Below are 22,206 nucleotides of genomic sequence, written 5' to 3'. Positions count from 1 at the left end.
CCCCGAAGGCGGCTCCGCCGTGACATCCGTAAGCGACTCCGCCGGGACCGAAGAGAAGTACCTCGACTACCTCAAGCGCGCGGCGGCGAACCTGCGTGCCGCCCGCCAGCGGGTGGAGGAGCTGGAGTACCGGAACAGCGAGCCCCTGGCGATCATCGCCATGAGCTGTCGCTACCCCGGCGGGGTCGACGGCCCCGAGGACCTGTGGCGGCTGGTCGCCACCGGCTCCGACGCGATCGGCGCTCCGCCGACCGACCGGGGCTGGGACGTCGAGGGCCTCTACGACCACGAGAGCGGCGAACTCGACCGGGAGGCCCGGCTCCGGGGCGGCTTCCTGCACGAGGCGGCCGGCTTCGACCCCGAGCTGTTCGGGATCTCGCCGCGCGAGGCGCTGGCGATGGACCCGCAGCAGCGGCTGCTGCTGGAAGCGACCTGGGAGGCGTTCGAGCGGGCGGGCCTCGACCCCACGGCGGCGTCGTTCCCCCGCACCGGGGTGTTCGCCGGGATCATGTACCACGACTACGGCTCGCGGCCCCTGGAACTGCCGGACGGCGTCGCCGGCTACCTGGGGAACGGTAACGCGGGCAGCGTCGCCTCGGGGCGGATCTCCTACACCTTCGGCCTGGAGGGCCCGGCGGTCACGGTCGACACCGCGTGCTCCTCGTCGCTGGTCGCCCTGCACCTCGCCGCGCAGGCGCTGCGCAACGGCGAGTGCGACCTGGCACTGGCCGGCGGCGTGACGGTGATGGCCACGCCGACCACGTTCGTCGAGTTCAGCCGCCAGGGCGGGTTGGCCGCCGACGGCCGGTGCAAGTCCTTCGCCGAGGGCGCGGACGGCACCGGGTGGGGCGAGGGCGTCGGCATGCTGCTGGTCGAGCGCCTCTCGGACGCGCAGCGCCTGGGACACCCGGTCCTGGCGGTGGTGCGGGGCACGGCGGTGAACCAGGACGGTGCCTCCAGCGGTCTGACGGCGCCGAACGGCCCGTCGCAGCAGCGGGTGATCCGCGCCGCCCTCGCCCAGGCCGGGCTGGCGGCGTCCGAGGTGGACGCGGTGGAGGCGCACGGCACGGGGACCCGGCTGGGCGACCCGATCGAGGCCCAGGCGCTGCTGGCGACATACGGCCAGGACCGGGCCGGCGGCGAGCCGCTCTGGCTGGGTTCGGTGAAGTCCAACCTCGGGCACACGCAGGCGGCGGCCGGTGTCGCCGGGATCATCAAGATGGTGCAGTCGATGCGGCACGGGCTGCTGCCCGGCACGCTGCACGTGGACGCGCCGTCGTCGCAGGTCGATTGGTCGGCCGGGTCGGTGGAGCTGCTGACGGAGGCACGGCCGTGGCCGGCCACCGGTCGGCCGCGGCGGGCGGGCGTGTCGTCCTTCGGGATCAGCGGGACCAACGCGCACGTGATCGTGGAGGAGGCGCCCGCGCCGGTGCCGGCGGCCGAGCCGGAAGGGTCGGGCGAGCCGGTGGTGGCAGCCCCGCTGCCGGTGGTGCCGCTGGTGGTGACCGCACGGTCGGCGGGCTCCCTGGAGACGCAGATGCAGCGGGTGCGGGCGCTGACCGCGGATCCGCTGGACATCGGGGTGGCCCTGACCTCGCGCGCGGTGCTGGAGCAGCGGGCCGTGCTGCTGGGCGACGCGGTGGTGCGGGGCACGGCGGTCGAGGGCCGGCTGGCGGTGGTGTTCACCGGTCAGGGGTCGCAGCGGGTCGGCATGGGCCGGGAGTTGTCCGAGGCGTTCCCGGTGTTCGCGACGGCCTTCGACGAGGTGTGTGCGGCGCTGGATCTTCCGCTGCGGGAGGTCCTGGAGGACCGGGAGCGGCTTGACCTGACCGGCTGGGCGCAGCCGGCGATCTTCGCGGTGGAGGTGGCGCTGCTGGCGCTGGTCCGCTCGTGGGGTGTGACGCCGGATGTCGTGGCGGGTCACTCGGTGGGTGAGATCGCCGCGGCTCATGCGGCGGGTGTGTTGTCGCTCCCGCATGCGGCGAAGTTGGTGGCGGCGCGGGGCCGGTTGATGCAGGCGCTGCCCCCGGGTGGCGCGATGCTGGCGGTCGGGGCGTCGGAGGCCGAGGTGTGCGGGGCGTTCCCGGACATCGACCTCGCGGCGGTCAACGGCCCGGCCGCGGTGGTCGTCTCCGGTGCCGAGGACGAGATCGTGCGAATCGCCGGACTCGCTGCCGAGCGGGGCTGGAAGACGTCGAGGCTGCGGACGAGTCACGCGTTCCACTCCCGGCTGATGGAGCCGATGCTGGCGGAGTTCCGGGCCGTGGTGAGCGGTCTGACCTTCCACGACCCGGTGCTTCCCGCCGTCTCGACGGTGACGGGCGAGGCCGTGACGCCCGGTCAGTGGTCGGACCCGGAGTACTGGGTCGACCAGGTCCGCCGCCCGGTCCGCTTCGCCGACGCCGTCACCGCCCTCGACGCGGACCGGGTCCTCGAACTCGGCCCCGACGGCGTCCTGACCGCGCTGATCGCCCGCGAGAGCGGCCCCGACACGGTCGCCGTCGCCGCCCTGCGCCGCGACCGCGACGAGGCCACCACGCTGCTCACCGCCGTCGCCGAGCTGTTCGTCCACGGGCAGCCCGTCACCTGGCGGGTCCTCTTCGACGGCACCGGCGCCCGCCCGACCGACCTGCCCACCTACCCGTTCCAGCGCCGGCGGTACTGGCTGGAGACCGCCGCCGGGACCGGCGACGTCACCTCGGTCGGTCTCTACGCGTCCGACCACCCGCTGCTCGGCGCCGCGATGCTGCTCGCCGACGGCGACGGCGCCCTGCTCACCGGCCGGCTGGCCGCGGGGACTCCCGGCTGGCTCGCCGACCACCAGGTGTTCGGCTCCGTGCTCGTCCCGGGGACCGCTCTGCTGGACCTCGTCCTCGCCGCCGGACGACGGGTGGGCGCGAACGGTGTCGACGAGCTGATCCTGCGTGAGCCCCTGGTGATCCCGCCGCAGGGCGGCGTCCGGTTGCAGGTCCGGGTCGGGCCCGCCGCCGACGCGGACCGCCGCACGGTCACCGTCTACAGCCAGCCCGAGGACGGCGACGCCGAGACCTGGACCACCCACGCCGAGGGCACGCTCGCCCCGGCCGCCGGGGTCGACGCCGACCTCAGCCTGGTCGCCTGGCCCCCGAGCGGTGCCGACGAGATCGCGATCGACGGGCTGTACGAGGCGTTCGCCGACGCGGGTCTGTCCTACGGTCCGGCGTTCCGGGGTCTGCGCCGGGCCTGGCGGGCCGGCGGGACGGTGTTCGCGGAGGTTGCGGTCGACCAGCCGACCGACGGGTACGGCATGCACCCGGCACTGTTCGACGCGGCGTTGCACGCGATCGGCGCGGGGGAACTGCTGCCGGACGGGGAGGTGCGGCTGCCGTTCGCCTTCACCGGTGTGCGGATCACCGGAACGGCTTCCCGGGAGCTGCGCGTCCGCCTCTCCCGGGGGGACGGCACCGACGAGGTGCGCCTCCTGCTCGCGGACGGGACCGGGATCCCGGTCGCCGAGGTGGACGCGCTCCGGCTCCGACCCGTGACGGCCGGTCAGCTGGCGCGTGGTGCGGCGGACCGTGTGTTGTTCGGGCTGGACTGGGTGGTGCGGGAGGTGTCCGCGTCGGACGCGGCCACGGCCGTGATGGCGCTGGGCGATCCGCTGCCGGCCCCGGCCCCCGTGCTGATCGTGGATGCGACGGCGGCGGGTGCGGCCCGGGAGCGGGCGGCCCGGTTGCTGGTGCTGCTCCAGTCGTGGCTGGCCGACGCGGCGTGGTCCGAATCGCGCCTGGTGGTGCGGACGTTCGGCGCGGAAGGTACGGAGATCACCGACGCCGATGGCGCCGCGCTGTGGGGTCTGGTGCGGTCGGCGCAGGCCGAGCACCCGGACCGGCTCCATCTGGTGGACGCGGCCGAGGACGTGTTCTATCCGCTGCCGCAGGCCGTCGTTCGTGAGGGCGTGGTCACTGTGCCGCGTCTGGTGCGCCTGTCGGGTTCCGTGTCCGCGCCGGTGGGGTTCGGTGACGGCACGGTGGTGGTGACGGGTGCGACCGGCACGCTCGGTGGCCTGGTGGTCCGGCATCTGGTCGAGACGCACGGTGTCCGTGACCTGCTGTTGCTGTCCCGTTCCGGTGGGGATGCCGGGCTCGTCGAGGAGCTCGCTTCGGCGAAGGTGCGGGCGGTGGCCTGTGACGTGGCCGATGCCGGGGCGGTGGCCGAGGCGTTGCGGGGCGAGCCGGTGACGGCGGTGGTTCACGCGGCCGGTGTGTTGGACGACGGGATGGTGGAGTCCCTGACCCCGGAGCGCCTGGATGTGGTGTTCCGGGTCAAGGTCGACGCGGCGCGCAACCTTGCCGCCGCGACGGAGGGCCGGACGCTGAGTGCCTTTGTCCTGTACTCCTCGGTGGCGGGTCTGTTCGGCAACGCGGGCCAGGCCAACTACGCCGCTGCGAACACGTTCCTGGACGCGTACGCGTCGGAGCTGCGGTCGCGGGGTGTGCCGGCGACGTCGCTCGCCTGGGGTCTGTGGGACGCGGGGATGGGTGAGACGCTCACCGACGCGGACCGGGAGCGGATGCGGCGCGGCGGCGTCCTGCCGCTGACCGCCGAGCAGGGGCTCGCGGCCTTCGACGCGGCGCTTTCCGGTGGACGGCCGCTGGTCGCTGCGCTCGCGGTCGACACCGCGGTACTCCGCGAGGCCGTCGGTGCCCCGGCGCTGCTGCGCGGGCTGGTCCGCACCCCGGGCGGCCCGGCCGCCGGTACCTCCCTGGGCCTGCGGCTGGCCGGCCTGCCCGTCGAGCAGCGCGTCACGGCGGTGCTCGGGTTGATCCGGGCCCAGGTGTCGGACGTCCTCGGCTACGACCGGGCCGAGGACGTCGATCCGAAGCGGGCCTTCAACGAACTGGGCTTCGACTCGCTCACGGCCGTCGAGCTGCGCAACCGCCTCGCCGTCGCGACCGGGCTGCGGCTGCCGTCCACGCTGGTCTTCGACTACCCGAACGCCACCCTGCTGGCCGGTCACGTCGGCGCGGAGCTGGCCGGCGCCGCCCCCGCCGTGGTCGCGCCGGTGCAGGCCGTCCGCGTGGACGAGCCGATCGCGATCGTCGGGATGGCCTGCCGGTTCCCCGGGGGCGTCGCCTCGCCGGAGGACCTGTGGGAGCTGGTCGCGTCCGGGCGGGACGGGATCGTGCCGTTCCCCGAGGACCGTGGCTGGGACATCGAGAACCTCTACCACCCAGACCCGGACCACCCCGGCACCTCCTACGCCCGCGACGGCGGATTCCTCACCGGCGCGGCCGACTTCGACCCCGGGCTGTTCGGGATCTCGCCGCGTGAGGCGCTGGCGATGGACCCGCAGCACCGGCTGCTGCTGGAGACCTCGTGGGAGGCGTTCGAGCAGGCCGGGATCGACCCCCGGAGCCTGCGCGGATCCCGCACCGGCGTGTTCGCGGGCATCATGTACGGCGACTACGCGACCGTCCTGGAGCAGGCCGAGGCGCAGGTCGAGGGCTTCATGGGGACCGGCGGGAGCATCGCGTCGGGCCGGGTATCGTACACCTTCGGTCTGGAGGGTCCGGCGGTCACGGTCGACACGGCGTGCTCGTCCTCGTTGGTCGCTCTGCACCTGGCGGTGCAGGCGCTGCGCAGCGGGGAGTGCGAGCTGGCGTTGGCCGGTGGCGTGACGGTGATGGCGACGCCGGGGACGTTCGTCGGGTTCTCGCGGCAGCGGGGCCTCGCGGCCGACGGTCGGTGCAAGTCCTTCGCGGAGGGCGCGGACGGTACCGGGTGGGGCGAGGGTGTCGGCATGCTGCTGGTCGAGCGGTTGTCGGACGCGCAGCGTCTGGGGCACCCGGTCCTGGCGGTGGTGCGGGGCAGTGCGGTGAACCAGGACGGTGCGTCCAACGGTCTGACCGCGCCGAACGGTCCGTCGCAGCAGCGGGTGATCCGCCAGGCGTTGGAGTCGGCGGGTCTGTCGGCGCGGGACGTGGACGCGGTGGAGGCGCACGGGACGGGCACCTCGCTCGGTGACCCGATCGAGGCCCAGGCGCTCCTCGCCACCTACGGCCAGGACCGTGCGGAGAACGAGCCGCTGTGGCTGGGTTCGGTGAAGTCGAACCTCGGTCACACGCAGGCGGCGGCCGGTGTCGCGGGCATCATCAAGATGGTGCAGTCGATGCGCCACGGGATCCTCCCGGGCACGCTGCACGTGGACGCGCCGTCCTCGCAGGTGGACTGGTCCGCCGGTGCGGTCGAGCTGCTGACCGAGGCCCGCGACTGGCCCGCGACCGACCGGCCGCGCCGGGCCGCGGTGTCCTCGTTCGGCATCAGCGGCACCAACGCCCACGTCATCCTCGAAGCCCCGTCGGGCGCACCGGCTTCCGCGACCGCGTCGGACGAGGCACCGCTCCCGGCGCTTCCGATGACCCCGGTCGTCCTCACCGCCGCGAGCGAGCGGGCCCTCACCGGGCAGGTCGAGCGGCTCCACAGCTACCTGCTGGCACACCCGGACGCCTCGGTGCCCGATGTCGCCTGGACGCTCGCCCACCGGACGACGTTGCCCCGGCGCACGGTGGTGCTGGCCGCCGACCGCGACGAGCTGCTCACGGGGCTCGCCGCCGCGCAGCCCGCGGCCGAGGTCCGGCCCACCTCTCTGGCGGTGGTGTTCACCGGTCAGGGGTCGCAGCGGGTCGGCATGGGCCGGGAGCTGTACGACACCTTCCCGGTGTTCGCGACCGCCTATGACGAGGCGTGCGAGGCGCTGGGGCTGACGCTGCACGGGCTGGACGCGGAGTCGCTGGACCGGACGGGTTCGGCGCAGCCGGCGATCTTCGCGGTGGAGGTGGCGCTGCTCGCGCTCGTGCGCTCCTGGGGCGTGCAGCCGGACGTCGTCGCCGGTCACTCGGTCGGCGAGATCAGTGCCGCCCACGCTGCCGGGGTCCTCACTCTGGCGGATGCGGCGAAGTTGGTGGCGGCGCGGGGCCGGTTGATGCAGGCGCTGCCGTCGGGTGGGGCGATGCTGGCGGTCGGGGCGTCGGAGGGGGAGGTGTGCGGGGCGTTCCCGGACATCGACCTGGCGGCGGTCAACGGGCCGGCCGCGGTGGTCGTCTCCGGTGCCGAGGACGAGATCGTGCGGATCGCCGGACTCGCTGCCGAGCGGGGCTGGAAGACCAACCGCCTGCGGACCAGCCACGCGTTCCACTCCCGGCTGATGGAGCCGATGCTGGCGGAGTTCCGGGCCGTGGTGAGCGGTCTGGCCTTCCACGACCCGGTGCTTCCCGCCGTCTCGACGGTGACGGGCGAGGCCGTGGCGCCCGGTCAGTGGTCGGACCCGGAGTACTGGGTCGACCAGGTCCGCCGCCCGGTCCGCTTCGCCGACGCGGCCGTCGCTCTGGGCACGGCCGCCGTCCTCGAACTCGGTCCGGACAGCGTGCTCACCTCGCTCGTCGTGGACGCGAACCCCGACACGACGACGGCTGTCGCCGCGCTGCGCCGCGACCGCGACGAGGCCACCACCCTGCTCACCTCGCTCGCCGAACTGCACGCGGCCGGCCTCACGGTCGACTGGAAGGCCGTGCTCGGCGGTGGGTCGCGTCTGGACCTGCCCGGCTACGCCTTCGACCACCGGCACTTCTGGCCCCGCCGCCGGACCCCGCAGACGGCCGATGCCGCGGGCCTCGGTCTGACCGACACCGGCCACCCGCTGCTCGGAGCGACGATCGCGCTCCCGGACGCGCCGGAGAGCGTGCTCACCGGACGTCTGTCGCTCGCGACCCACCCGTGGCTGGCCGACCACTCGGTCTTCGGCACCACGGTCGTGCCGGGCACGGCCCTGGTCGAGATGGCGCTCGCCGGCGGTGTCCGGGCCGGGGTGCCGGTCCTGGACGAACTGCTGCTCCAGGCCCCGCTGACGCTGTCCGCCTCCGGTGGTGCGCAGATCCGCACGACGATCGGTGCACCGGACGCCGACGGACGGCGCCCGGTCGCGGTCCACGCCCGGAGTGACGACGAGGCTTCCTGGGAGCTGCACGCGACCGGCGTTCTCTCCTCTGACCCCGCCGAAGCTGCCCATGACGCCCATGACGCCGGTGACACGGATCTGGTCGTGTGGCCGCCGACCGGCGCGGAGGAGCTCGAACTGGGCGGCCTGTACGAGGCGTTCGCCGACGCGGGTCTGTCCTACGGCCCCGCGTTCCAAGGTCTGCGCCGGGCCTGGAAGACCGGCGGGACGGTGTTCGCCGAGGTTGCGGTCGACCAGCCGACCGACGGGTACGGCATGCACCCGGCGCTGTTCGACGCGGCGTTGCACGCGATCGGCGTGGGCGGAGCCCTGCTGCCGTCGGCCGACGGTGCGCAGTTGCCCTTCGCCTTCTCGGGCGTGCGCGTCCTGGGAACGGCCGCCGACACACTGCGGGTCCGGCTCACGGCCGGGAGCTCCGCCGAGTCGGTGCGGCTGCTGTTCGCCGACGGGACGGGTCTGCCGGTCGCCCGGGTCGAGGCGCTGACGCTGCGTCCGGTGACGGCCGGGCAGCTGGCGCGTGGTGCGGCGGACCGTGTGCTGTTCGGTGTGGAGTGGGCCTCGCAGGAGGTGGCGGGTGAGGTGCCGGGTGCGGTGATCCGTCTCGGTGACGCGTTGCCGTCGCCGGTGCCGGTGCTGTTGGTGGATGCGACGGCGGCGGGTGCGGCCCGGGAGCGGGCGGCTCGGTTGCTGGTGCTGCTCCAGTCGTGGCTGGCCGACGCGGCGTGGTCGGATTCGCGCCTGGTGGTGCGGACGTTCGGTGCGGAAGGTGCGGAGATCGCCGATGCGGACGGTGCCGCGTTGTGGGGTCTGGTGCGGTCGGCGCAGGCCGAGCACCCGGACCGGCTCCATCTGCTGGACGCGGCTGAGGACGTGTTCTATCCGCTGCCGCAGGCCGTCGTTCGCGAGGGCGTGGTCACTGCGCCGCGTCTGGTGCGCCTGTCGGGTTCCGCGTCCGCGCCGGTGGAGTTCGGTGACGGCACGGTGGTGGTGACCGGTGCGACCGGCACCCTGGGGCGGCTGGTGGCCCGGCATCTGGTCGAGACGCACGGTGTCCGTGATCTGCTGTTGCTGTCCCGTTCCGGTGGGGATGCCGGGCTCGTCGAGGAGCTGGCTTCGGCGAAGGTGCGGGCGGTGGCCTGTGACGTGGCGGACGCGGAAGCGGTGGCCGGGGCGTTGCGGGGCGTGCCGGTGACGGCGGTGGTTCACGCGGCCGGTGTGTTGGACGACGGGATGGTGGAGTCCCTGACCCCGGAGCGCCTGGACGTGGTGTTCCGGGCGAAGGTCGACGCGGCGCGCAACCTTGCCGCCGCGACGGAGGGCCGGGCGCTGAGTGCCTTTGTCCTGTACTCCTCGGTGGCGGGTCTGTTCGGCAACGCGGGTCAGGCCAACTACGCCGCTGCGAACACGTTCCTGGACGCGTACGCGTCGGAGCTGCGGTCGCGGGGTGTGCCGGCGACGTCGCTGGCGTGGGGTCTGTGGGACGCGGGGATGGGTGAGACGCTCACCGATGCGGACCGGGAGCGGATGCGGCGTGGTGGTGTCCTGCCGCTGACCGCCGAGCAGGGGCTCGCGGCCTTCGACGCGGCGCTTTCCGGTGGACGGCCGCTGGTCGCTGCGCTCGCGGTCGACACCGCGGTACTCCGTGCCGCAGAGGCCGTGCCGCCGCTGCTGGCCGGCCTCGTGCCAGGCCGCGTCGTGGTCGCCCCGGCCGGCAGCCCGCTGGCCCGACGGCTGTCCGCGCTTCCCGGGCACGAGCGGTCCCGGGCACTGCTCGCCCTGGTCGGTGGCCAGGTCGCCGCCGTGCTCGGGTACGCGTCGTCCGACCACCTGGACCCCGAGCGGGCCTTCAGCGAGCTGGGATTCGACTCGCTCACCGCGGTCGAACTGCGCAACCGGCTGAACGCGGTGACCGGGCTGCGGCTGCCGTCCACGCTGGTCTTCGACTACCCGAACGCCACCCTGCTGGCCGCGTCCCTCGACGAGCGGATGTCCGACGAGCACGGCCCGGCCGCCACGCCTGCCCGGCGCGTCCGGGTGGACGACGAGCCGATCGCGATCGTGGGGATGGCGTGCCGGTTCCCCGGGGGCGTCGCCTCACCGGAGGACCTGTGGGAGCTGGTGGCGTCCGGGCGGGACGGGATCGGGTTCTTCCCCGAGGACCGTGGCTGGGACGTGGAGAACCTCTACCACCCCGACCCGGACCACCCCGGTACCTCGTACACGCGTGAAGGTGGATTCCTCTACGGCGCGGGGGACTTCGACCCGGGGCTGTTCGGGATCTCGCCGCGTGAGGCGCTGGCGATGGACCCGCAGCAGCGCCTGCTGCTGGAGGCGTCGTGGGAGGCGTTCGAGCGGGCGGGGATCGACCCGTTGGGGCTGCGCGGTTCGCGGACCGGGGTGTTCGCCGGTGTCATGTACCACGACTACGGTTCGCAGACCGCCGAGGTGCCGCCCGGTGTGGAGGGTTTCCTCAGCACGGGCAGCTCCGGCAGTGTCGCGTCGGGCCGGGTGTCGTACACCTTCGGTCTGGAGGGTCCGGCGGTCACGGTCGACACGGCGTGCTCGTCCTCGCTGGTCGCTCTGCACCTGGCGGTGCAGGCGTTGCGCAGCGGGGAGTGTGACGCGGCGCTGGCGGGTGGTGTCACCGTGATGGCGACGCCGAACACCTTTGTGGGGTTCTCGCGGCAGCGGGGTCTCGCGGCCGACGGCCGGTGCAAGTCGTTCGCCGAGGGCGCGGACGGTACCGGGTGGGGCGAGGGTGTCGGCATGCTGCTCGTGGAGCGGCTGGCTGATGCCGAGCGTCTTGGTCACCCGGTTCTCGCGGTGGTGCGGGGCAGTGCGGTGAACCAGGACGGTGCGTCGAACGGTCTGACGGCGCCGAACGGTCCGTCGCAGCAGCGGGTGATCCGGCAGGCGTTGGAGTCGGCGGGTCTGTCGGCGCAGGATGTGGACGCGGTGGAGGCGCACGGGACGGGTACCGCGCTCGGTGACCCGATCGAGGCCCAGGCGCTCCTCGCCACCTACGGCCAGGACCGTGCGGAGAACGAGCCGCTGTGGCTGGGTTCGGTGAAGTCGAACCTCGGGCACACGCAGGCGGCGGCCGGTGTCGCGGGCATCATCAAGATGGTGCAGTCGATGCGCCACGGGATCCTCCCGGGCACGCTGCACGTGGACGCGCCGTCGTCCCAGGTGGACTGGTCCGCCGGTGCGGTGGAGTTGCTGACCGAGGCCCGCGACTGGCCCGCGACCGACCGGCCGCGCCGGGCCGGGGTGTCCTCGTTCGGCATCAGCGGCACCAACGCCCACGTCATCCTCGAAGCGCCGTCGGGCGCACCGGTTCCCGCGACCGGCGCCGAGTCGCCGGCCGTCGTTCCGATCGTGCTCAGCGCCGCCGAGCCGGAGGCGTTGCGGGAGGCTGCCGAGCGGATCCGGCAGGGCCTCGCCGCCGACACGTCCCCGGGCCGGGTCGGACGGGCGCTGGCGACCCGCGCGCGGTTGCGCCACCGGGCGGTGCTCCTCGCGAGCGACCGCACCGCACTGGACGCGGGCCTGGCGGCGGTGGCCGCCGGGACCCACCCGCTCACGGGGGTCGCCGGGCCGGACCGGCTGGCGGTGGTGTTCACCGGTCAGGGGTCCCAGCGGGCCGGTATGGGCCGGGAGTTGTACGAGGCGTTCCCGGTGTTCGCCGCGTCCTTCGACGAGGCGTGTGCGGCACTGGATCTCCCGCTGCACGAGGTCCTGGACGACCGGGAGCGGCTGGACCTGACCGGCTGGGCGCAGCCGGCGATCTTCGCGGTCGAGGTGGCGCTGCTCGCCCTCGTCCGCTCGTGGGGCGTGACCCCGGACGTGGTCGCCGGTCACTCGGTCGGTGAGATCGCCGCCGCCCACGCCGCCGGGGTCCTGACCCTGGCCGACGCGGCGAAGCTCGTCGCCGCCCGGGGCCGGCTGATGCAGGCGCTGCCGGCCGGCGGCGCGATGCTGGCTGTCGGGGCCTCGGAGGCCGAGGTGCGCGAGGCGTTCCCCGACATCGACGTCGCCGTGGTGAACGGACCGGATGCCGTGGTCGTGTCCGGTGCGGAGGGCGACATCGCGCGGATCGCCGAACTGGCTTTGGACCGCGGCTGGAAGACGTCCCGGCTGCGGACCAGCCACGCGTTCCACTCCCGCCTGATGGAGCCGATGCTCGACGAGTTCCGCGCGGTCGTGGGGGCCCTGACGTTCGCCGAGCCGACCCTCGCCGCCGTGTCGACGGTGACCGGCGCCGCCGTGACGCCGGGGGAGTGGACCGACCCGGAGTACTGGGTGCGGCAGGTCCGCGAGCCGGTCCGGTTCGCCGACGCCGTCACCGCTCTCGACGCCGGCCGTGTGCTCGAACTGGGTCCGGACGGCGTCCTCACCGCGCTGATCGGCGAGGCGGGCGGCCCGGACACGGTCGCCGTCGCCGCGCTGCGCCGCGACCGGGACGAGGTCATGGCGCTGCTCACCGCCGTGGCCGAGCTGTTCGTCCATGGGCAGCGCGTCGAGTGGCGGGCGCTGCTCGGCGACGGCGCCCGGGCCGACCTGCCCACCTACCCGTTCCGGCACCAGAGGTTCTGGCTGGATCCGACACCGCCGACCGGCGACGTGACCGCGGCCGGTCTTGACGCCCCGGACCACCCGCTGCTCGCGGCCTCGGTCGAACTCCCGGACTCCGGAGCGCTGTTGTTCACCGGCACCCTTGCCTCCGGAACCCGGCCCTGGCTCGCCGACCACCGGGTGCACGGCACGTCCGTGCTGCCGGGCACCGCACTGGTCGAACTGGCTCTGGCAGCGGGCGTCCGGGCCGGAACCCCGGTGGTGGACGAGTTGGTCCTGCGGGATCCGCTGACGCTGCCCGACGGGGTGACCGTCCGGCTGCGCGTCCTGGTCGCCGCGCCCGACGACGCCGGACGGCGCGCGTTGAGCGTCTACTCCCGCCCCGACGACGAGTCCACGGCCTGGACCGTGCACGCCACCGGCTTGCTCACCGCCGAGGCCGAGGCCGAGGCCGGGTCAGGGTCCGTCGACGACGGCGCGGATCTGGTCGTGTGGCCGCCGGCGGGTGCGGAGGAGGTCGAACTGGACGGCCTCTACGAGGCGTTCGCGGACGCGGGCCTGGGCTACGGTCCTTCGTTCCGGGGCCTGCGGCGGGTCTGGCGTCGTGGCGGGACGGTGTTCGCCGAGGTCACGACCGGCGAGTCGGTCGACGGGTTCGGCGTGCACCCGGCGCTGTTCGACGCGGCGTTGCACGCGATCGGTGTCGGCGGGCTGATCACCGCCGACGGGGCCCACCTGCCCTTCACCTTCTCCGGTGTCCGGTGGGAGCGGCCCGCGGGCGCCGCGCTGCGGGTGCGGCTGGAGGCCGGTGCTACCGCGGGTGCGGTGCGGATCGCCGTGGCCGACGCCTCCGGACTCCCGGTGGCCGTGGTCGACGGCCTGGTCCTGCGTCCCGTGGCGGCCGGCCGGCCGACGAGTTCCGCGAACCGGTTCCTGTTCGGCCCGGGTTGGGTGGTGCAGGAGGTGTCCGCCTCGGCGGACGCCCCGGTGGTCGTGGACCTGGGCGATCCGCTGCCCGTCCCGGCCGCCCCCGTGCTGGTCGTGGACGCGGCTGCACCGGGCGCCGCACTCGACCGGGCCGGTGCGCTGCTCTCCCTGCTCCAGGAGTGGCTGGCCGATCCCGCGTGGGCCGAGTCCCGCCTGGTGGTGCGGACGTTCGGCGCGGCCGGGGACACCGTCACCGATGCGGACGGTGCCGCGCTCTGGGGCCTCGTACGGTCGGCGCAGTCGGAGCACCCGGACCGGATCCATCTGCTGGACGCGGACGCGAACGCGCTGTACCCGGTGCCGCAGGCAGTGGTGCGGGACGGCGTGGTGCGGGTTCCGCAGCTCGTGAGGCTCGACGGGGCGCGGGCGGCGGATTCCGCCGCCGGGCCCGTGGAGTTCGGTGACGGCGTCGTGGTGGTGACGGGTGCGACCGGCACGCTGGGACGGCTGGTCGTCCGGCACCTGGTCGAGGCCCACGGTGTGCGGCGCCTGGTGCTGCTGTCCCGGTCGGGTGCGGGCGTGGAGGTCGACGGGGCGCAGGTGCGGGCGGTGGCCTGCGACGTGGCGGACGCGGAGGCCGTGGCCGAGGCGTTGCGGGACGAGCCGGTGTCGGCGGTGATCCACGCCGCCGGTGTGCTGGACGACGCACTGCTGACCGATCTGACGCCCGAGCGACTCGACACGGTGTTCCGGGTCAAGGTCGACGCGGCGCGCAACCTTGCCGCCGCGACGGAGGGCCGGGCGCTCAGCGCCTTCGTCCTGTACTCCTCGGTGGCGGGTCTGTTCGGCAACGCGGGCCAGGCCAACTACGCCGCTGCGAACACGTTCCTGGACGCGTACGCGTCGGAGCTGCGGTCGCGGGGTGTGCCGGCGACGTCGCTCGCCTGGGGCCTGTGGGACGCGGGGATGGGTGAGACGCTCACCGACGCGGACCGGGACCGGATGCGGCGCGGCGGCGTCCTGCCGCTCACGGCGGAGCAGGGCCTTGCGGCCTTCGACGCCGCGCTCGGCACCGGCGAGCCGGTGGTCGCGCCTCTGGCGATCGACATCACCGCGCTGCGCAACGCTCCCGTCGTGCCGCCGATCCTGCACGGCCTCGCCCCGGCCCGGGCCGGGGCCCGGACCACGAACGGGTTCGGGCGACGGCTCGCGGCGCTGCCCCGGGCCGAACGCGACCACGCCGTGCTCGGCCTGGTCCGGACGCAGGTCGCCGAGGTGCTCGGGTTCTCCTCCGCCGACCAGGTCGGGGCCCGCCGTGCCTTCAACGAGCTGGGCTTCGACTCGCTCACCGCGGTCGAGTTGCGCAACCGCCTCGCCGCCGCGACCGGGCTGCGGCTGCCGTCCACGCTGGTCTTCGACTACCCGACGGTGGAGACCCTGGCGGGCTTCGTCTCCGGGGAAATCGCCGGCCGGGACGCCCCCACCGCGGTCGCCGCCGCGACGACCGACCCCGACGAGCCGATCGCGATCGTGGGGATGGCGTGCCGTTACCCCGGGGGCGTCGCCTCGCCGGAGGACCTGTGGGAGCTGGTGGCGTCCGGGCGGGACGGGATCGTGCCGTTCCCCGAGGACCGTGGCTGGGACGTCGAGAACCTGTACCACCCCGACCCGGACCACCCCGGTACCTCGTACACGCGGGAGGGTGGATTCCTCTACGGGGCCGCGGACTTCGATCCTGAGGTGTTCGGGATCTCGCCGCGTGAGGCGTTGGCGATGGACCCGCAGCACCGGCTGCTGCTGGAGACGTCGTGGGAGGCGTTCGAGCGGGCGGGGATCGATCCGCTGGGCCTGCGCGGTTCGCGGACCGGGGTGTTCGCGGGCGTGATGTACAACGACTACGGGCTGGTCCTCGACCGGTCCACCGACAACGCCGAGGGCTTCCTCGGCACGAGCGGCAGTGTCGCGTCGGGCCGGGTGTCGTACACCTTCGGTCTGGAGGGTCCGGCGGTCACGGTCGACACGGCGTGCTCGTCCTCGCTGGTGGCGCTGCACCTGGCGGTGCAGGCGCTGCGCAGTGGGGAGTGCGAGCTGGCGTTGGCGGGTGGCGTGACGGTGATGGCGACGCCGGGGACGTTCGTCGGGTTCTCGCGGCAGCGGGGCCTCGCGGCCGACGGTCGGTGCAAGTCCTTCGCCGAGGGCGCGGACGGTACCGGGTGGGGCGAGGGTGTCGGCATGCTGCTGGTCGAGCGGCTGGCCGATGCCGAGCGTCTGGGGCACCCGGTCCTGGCGGTGGTGCGGGGCAGTGCGGTGAACCAGGACGGTGCGTCGAACGGTCTGACCGCGCCGAACGGTCCGTCGCAGCAGCGGGTGATCCGCCAGGCGTTGGAGTCGGCGGGTCTGTCGGCGCAGGACGTGGACGCGGTGGAGGCGCACGGGACGGGCACCTCGCTCGGTGACCCGATCGAGGCCCAGGCGCTCCTCGCCACCTACGGTCAGGGTCGTCACGGCGTTCCGCTGTGGCTGGGTTCGGTGAAGTCGAACCTCGGGCACACGCAGGCGGCGGCCGGTGTCGCGGGCATCATCAAGATGGTGCAGTCGATGCGCCACGGGATCCTCCCGGGCACGCTGCACGTGGACGCGCCGTCCTCGCAGGTGGACTGGTCCGCCGGTGCGGTCGAGCTGCTGACCGAGGCCCGCGACTGGCCCGCGACCGACCGGCCGCGCCGGGCCGCGGTGTCCTCGTTCGGCATCAGCGGAACCAACGCCCACGTCATCCTCGAAGCGCCGTCGGGCGCACCGGTTCCCGCGACGGCGTCGGACGAGGCACCGCTCCCGGCGCTTCCGGTCACTCCGGTCGTGCTCGCGGCGGCCGACGAGGACGCCCTGCGCGTGCTGGCGGGTCGGATCGCCGAGCACCGTGAGCTCCCGCTCGACCAGCTCGCGGCGGGCCTGGCGGGCCGGGCCGCGCTGCCGCAGCGCGCGGTGCTCCTCGCCGAGGACCGCTCCGCGCTGGAGGATTCCCTGAGCGCGTTCACCGATCGGGCCGTCACCGACCGGGCCGTCATCGACCGGATCGTCACCGGCACGGCGGTCGAGGGCCGGCTGGCGGTGGTGTTCACCGGTCAGGGGTCGCAGCGGGTCGGGATGGGTCGGGAGGTGTACGACACCTTCCCGGTGTTCGCGACCGCCTATGACGAGGCGTGCGAGGCACTGGGGCTGACGCTGCACGGGCTGGACGCGGAGTCGCTGGACCGGACGGGTTCGGCGCAGCCGGCGATCTTCGCGGTCGAGGTGGCGCTGCTCGCGCTCGTGCGCTCCTGGGGCGTGACCCCGGACGTGGTCGCCGGTCACTCGGTCGGCGAGATCACCGCCGCGTACGCCGCCGGGGTCCTGACCCTGGCGGATGCGGCGAAGCTGGTGGCGGCGCGGGGCCGGTTGATGCAGGCGCTGCCCTCGGGTGGCGCGATGCTGGCCGTCGGGGCGTCGGAGGCCGAGGTTCGGGAGGCGTTCCCGGACATCGACCTCGCGGCGGTCAACGGCCCGGCCGCGGTGGTCGTGTCGGGGACCGAGGACGACATCGTGGCGATCGCCGAGCTGGTGACCGAGCGGGGTTGGAAGACCAACCGCCTGCGGACCAGCCACGCGTTCCACTCCCGGCTGATGGAGCCGATGCTGGCGGACTTCCGGGCCGTCGTGAGCGGCCTGGCCTTCCACGACCCGGTGCTCCCCGCCGTCTCGACGGTGACCGGCACTCCGGTGACGCCCGGTCAGTGGTCGGACCCGGAGTACTGGGTCGACCAGGTCCGGCGCCCGGTGCGTTTCGCCGAGGCCGTCACCGCCCTCGATGCCCGTCGGGTGCTGGAACTCGGCCCGGACGGCGTCCTCACCGGGCTGATCGGCCACGTCGATCCCGAGCTCACCGCGGTCACCGCGTTGCGCCGGGACCGGTCCGAGCCGCACACGCTGCTCCGGGCGGTCGCCGAGCTGTTCGTCCACGGCCAGCCCGTCGACTGGAGCGCGCTGGTCGGGCGCCGGGCCGACGCGGACCTGCCGACCTACCCGTTCCGGCACCGGCGGTTCTGGCCGCGGCCCCGGACCGGTGTCGACGGGGACGTCACCGGGCTCGGCCTGACCGGGACCGGCCACCCGATCCTCGGTGCGGCGGCGGAGGTCCCGGGTTCCGGGCTGGTGCTGTTCACCGGTTCGCTGTCCGGGGCGACCCACCCGTGGGCGGTCGACCACACGGTTCACGGCCGCACGGTCGTGCCGGGCGCCGCGTTGTTCGAGATGGTCCTGGCGGCGGGCTCCCGGGTGGGGGCCCCGGTGCTGGAGGAACTGCTGCTGAAGGCTCCGCTCGTCCTGCCGGGCCGCGAGACCGTCCAGGTCCGGGTCACGGTCGGGGCGCCGGACGACGAGGCCGGTCGGCCGGTGACCGTCCACTCGCGGACCGGTGCCGAGGCGCCCTGGACCGAGCACGCCACGGGCCTGCTGTCGGAGCGGACCGGCGGCGACCCGGCCGCCGTCACGGTGCCGGCGGGGGCCGAGGAGATCGACCTCACGGGCTTCTATCCGGCGATGGAGGCTGCGGGCCTGGGCTACGGGCCGGCGTTCCAGGGCCTGCGCAGGGCCTGGAAGTCCGGGGACGAGGTCTTCGCCGAGGTCGAGGTCGCGGAGCCGCCCGCCGGCTTCGCGCTGCACCCGGCCCTGCTGGACAGCGCGTTGCACGCGGTCGCCGTTGGCGGTCTGGTCACCGGGACGGACGTCCACCTGCCCTTCGCGGTGTCCGGTGTCCGGCTGGTGTCCGGCGGCGCGACCGCGCTGCTGGTCCGGCTGACCCCGGACGGGCCCGGCGGTGTGCGCCTGGTGATCGCGGACGGTGCCGGGCTGCCGGTGGCCGAGATCGAGCGGCTCGCGCTGCGGCCGGTCGGTGCGGCCCCGGCGGCCGACGCGGCCGGGCTCTACACGGTGGAGTGGCGGCCTTCGCCCGTGGCGGTCGGCGGCGGGGACACCGCAGGCTGGGTCGGCCTGCCGCTCGGCGAGCCGATGCCCGCCCTGCCCGGCGCCCCGGTCGTCCTGGTCGACGCCACGGCCTCGCCCGAGGCCGGTCCGGCCGAGGTGCGGCGGGCACTCGAAACCGCCCTGGGCACGCTCCAGGCGTGGCTCGCCGACCCGGCCGGTGCCGGTCACCTGGTGGTGCTGACCTCGGGTGCGGTGGCCACGGGCCCGGCGGACCCGGTGACGGGGCTGGCGCATTCCGCGCTCTGGGGTCTGGTCCGCGTCGCCCAGACGGAGAACCCCGGCCGGATCACCCTGATCGACACCGACACCGACACCGACAGCGACACCGCCACCGCCGGTGCCGCCGACGGCCGCGCGCTCGTCGCGGGCATCGTCGAGGCGGGGCTCGCGCAGGCGGCGGTCCGCTCCGGCGCGGTGCTGGTCCCGCGCCTGGTCGCGGCGCAGCCTCCTGCGGCCGTGACCGGCGGCCCGGCCGACGGCGCGCCGGTCGCGTCCGCCCTCGGTGACGGGACGGTCGTGCTCACCGGCGCCACCGGGGCGCTCGGCGCGGCCCTGGCCCGTCACCTGGTCGCCGCCCACGGGGTCAAGGACCTGCTGCTGGTCAGCCGGCGCGGCCCCGACGCGCCCGGGGCCGCGGCCCTGGTCGACGAACTGACCGGCGCCGGGGCGGCGGTGCGGCTCGCGGCCTGCGACCTGGCCGACCCGGACGCCGTCCGGCGTCTGCTCGGTCCCGTCGAGGTCGGCGCCGTGGTGCACGCCGCCGGCGTCACGGACGACGCGGTGCTCACCCGGTTGACGCCCGACCGGCTCGCGGCCGTCCTGGCGGCCAAGGTGGACGCGGCGGTCAACCTGCGCGCGGCCACCGCCGGCCGGCCGCTCGCGGCGTTCGTGCTGTTCTCCTCCGTCGCCGGCGTTCTCGGCAACGCCGGCCAGGCCAACTACGCCGCGGCCAACACCTTCCTGGACGCCTACGCCGCCCGTCTGCGGTCCGAGGGGGTTCCCGCCACCTCGCTGGCGTGGGGGCTGTGGGAGACCGGTCTCGGCGCCGCCCTGACGGACGGTCTCCGCGACCGGCTCCGGGGCGGCGGGATCGTGCCGCTGCCCACCGGGGACGCGCTCGCCCTGTTCGACGCCGCCCTCCGCGCGGACGTCGCCCTGGTCGCCCCGGTCGGGCTCGACCTGGCCGCGCTCCGGCCGGCGGCCGCGGCCGGACGGCTCCCGGAGCTGTTCGCCGGTCTGGTACCGGCGCCGGCCCGGCCGGGGGTCCGCGCGGAGGCCCGGCCTGCCGTCGCCGCAGGCCGGGACCGCGCACTGACCGCGCAGCTGGCCCCGATGACCGCCGCCGAACGGACCCGCACGCTGCTCGGCCTGGTCCGTACCCACGCGGTCGCCGTGCTCGGCCACACCGGCCCGGCGGGGATCGGCGACGGCCGTGTCTTCGGCGAGCTGGGCTTCGACTCGCTCACCGCGGTCGAGTTCCGCAACCGTCTGGCCGCCGACACCGGTCTGCGGCTCGCGCCGACGCTGATCTTCGACCACCCGACGCCGCTGGCGCTGGCCGAGGCCCTCCGCGACCGGCTCGCCCCGGCGGCCGTCGAGGGTGACGCGGCGCTCCTGGCCGAGCTCGCCGTTCTGGAGGCGAGCCTGGCGGCGAGCAGCCCGAGCGAGGCGATCCGGACCGCCGTCGGGCTCCGGCTGCGGGCGATGCTCGCAGGCTGGGCGAGCACCGACGGGCCGGGCGACGGCCCGTCGGACTCCGACACCAATGCGGACATCGCCGCCGCCGACGACGCCGAGCTGTTCAGCCTGCTCGACGACGAACTCGGCATCAACTGACCCTCCGCGCGGTCGGCGCGAACCGACCCTCCGCTTAATCGGCGCGAACTGACCCACAAGCAACTGGAGTTGGCGAGACATGGACACCGAAGCGAAGCTCCGCGACTACCTCAAGCGGGCGACCGCCGACCTTCGTCAGGCCCGTCGCGACCTCGTCGACGTCCAGGAGAAGGCCGCCGAACCGATCGCGATCATCGGCATGGCCTGCCGCTACCCCGGTGGGGTGCGCACGCCCGGTCAGCTCTGGGACCTGCTGGACGCCGGCCGCGACGCGATCACCGGCTTCCCCCAGGACCGGGGCTGGGCGGTGGAGGAGGGCGACTTCGCCCAGGAGGGCGGATTCCTCGAGGAGGCGGGCGCGTTCGACCCCGCCGTCTTCGGCATCTCCCCGCGCGAGGCCCTGGCGATGGACCCGCAGCAGCGGCTGCTGCTGGAGTGCGCGTGGGAGACCTTCGAGCGCGCCGGGCTGGACCCGCTCGGCGTCAAGGGTTCCCGCACCGGCGTGTTCGCCGGCGTGATGTACCACGACTACGCCGCCCAGCTCACCACGCTGCCGGACGGCGTCGAGGGCTACCTGGCCACCGGCACCTCCGGGAGCATCATCTCCGGCCGCGTCGCCTACACCTTCGGGCTGGAGGGTCCTGCCCTCACCATCGACACGGCCTGCTCGTCGTCGCTGGTCGCGCTGCACCTGGCGGTGCAGTCGCTGCGCCGGGGCGAGTGCGCGATGGCGCTGGCGGGCGGTGTCACCGTGATGGCCGGTCCGAGCACGTTCGTCGAGTTCGCCCGGCAGGGCGGCCTGGCCGCCGACGGCCGCTGCAAGCCCTTCGCCGCCGCCGCCGACGGCACCGGCTGGGCCGAGGGTGCCGGTCTGCTGCTGGTCGAGCGGCTCTCGGACGCCCTGCGCCTGGGCCACCCGGTCCTCGCCGTCGTCCGGGGCAGCGCGGTCAACCAGGACGGTGCGTCCAACGGTCTGACCGCGCCGAACGGCCCCTCCCAGCAGCGGGTGGTCCTCGACGCGCTGGCCGACGCCCGGCTGACCCCGGCCCAGGTCGACGCGGTGGAGGCGCACGGCACGGGGACGCGCCTGGGTGACCCGATCGAGGCCCAGGCGCTGCTGGCGACGTACGGCCAGGACCGGGCCGAGGGCGAGCCGCTCCGGCTGGGCTCGCTGAAGTCGAACCTCGGGCACACCCAGGCGGCGGCGGGCGTCGGCGGCATCATCAAGATGGTCGAGGCCATGCGCCGCGGCGTGCTGCCGAAGACGCTGCACGTCGACGAGCCCTCCCCGCACATCGACTGGTCCTCGGGCGCGCTGGAGCTGCTCACCTCCGCGCAGCCCTGGCCGCAGGCCGGGGACACCCCCCGCCGGGCCGCGGTCTCCTCCTTCGGGTTCAGCGGCACCAACGCCCACGTCGTCCTCGAACAGGCGCCGGCCGAGGCCGTCGCACCGGCGGGCACCACGCCCGTCGTTCCGCTGCCGCTGGCGGGGGCCGACGAGGCGGGGCTGCGCGCCCAGGCCGCCGTGGTCCGCGACCACCTGGACACCGCAGGGGCCTCCCTGGCGGACACCGGCGCGACGCTGGTGGGCCGGGCGGCGCTCCCGGTGCGGGCGGTGGCGTGGGACGCGGAGGGTCTGGAGGCGGTGGCCGCGGGTCTGGGACAGATCGCGGGGTCGCCGTTGGGCAGCTCGGACGTGGTGTTCGTGTATCCGGGTCAGGGTGGTCAGTGGCTGGGTATGGCGGTGGGTCTGCTGGGGTCGCGAGCGTTCGCGGAGCGGTTGCGGGAGTGTGATGCGGCGCTGTTGCCGTTGACGGGGTTCTCGGTGGAGGCGGTGCTGCGGGGCGGGGACG

General features: G+C 74.8%; 2 protein-coding genes. Both read left to right on the top strand.

Features of this window, described 5'->3' with window-relative positions:
* Positions 1-19 precede the first annotated feature (19 nt).
* Positions 20-20,353: an SDR family NAD(P)-dependent oxidoreductase gene (locus ACFWIC_RS35000; protein WP_380520969.1), complete on the top strand. Its 20,334-nt coding sequence runs from the start codon at positions 20-22 to the stop codon at positions 20,351-20,353.
* Positions 20,354-20,432: 79 nt separating this feature from the next.
* A partial coding sequence (locus ACFWIC_RS34995) for a type I polyketide synthase (RefSeq protein WP_380520968.1) occupies positions 20,433-22,206 on the top strand: 1,774 nt, incomplete at its 3' end.

It is taken from the genome of Kitasatospora sp. NPDC127035 (assembly GCF_042726075.1).
Lineage (GTDB): Bacteria > Actinomycetota > Actinomycetes > Streptomycetales > Streptomycetaceae > Kitasatospora.
The sequence above is the reverse complement of the archived record's forward strand: the minus strand, read 5'-3'. Positions and strand labels throughout refer to the sequence as shown.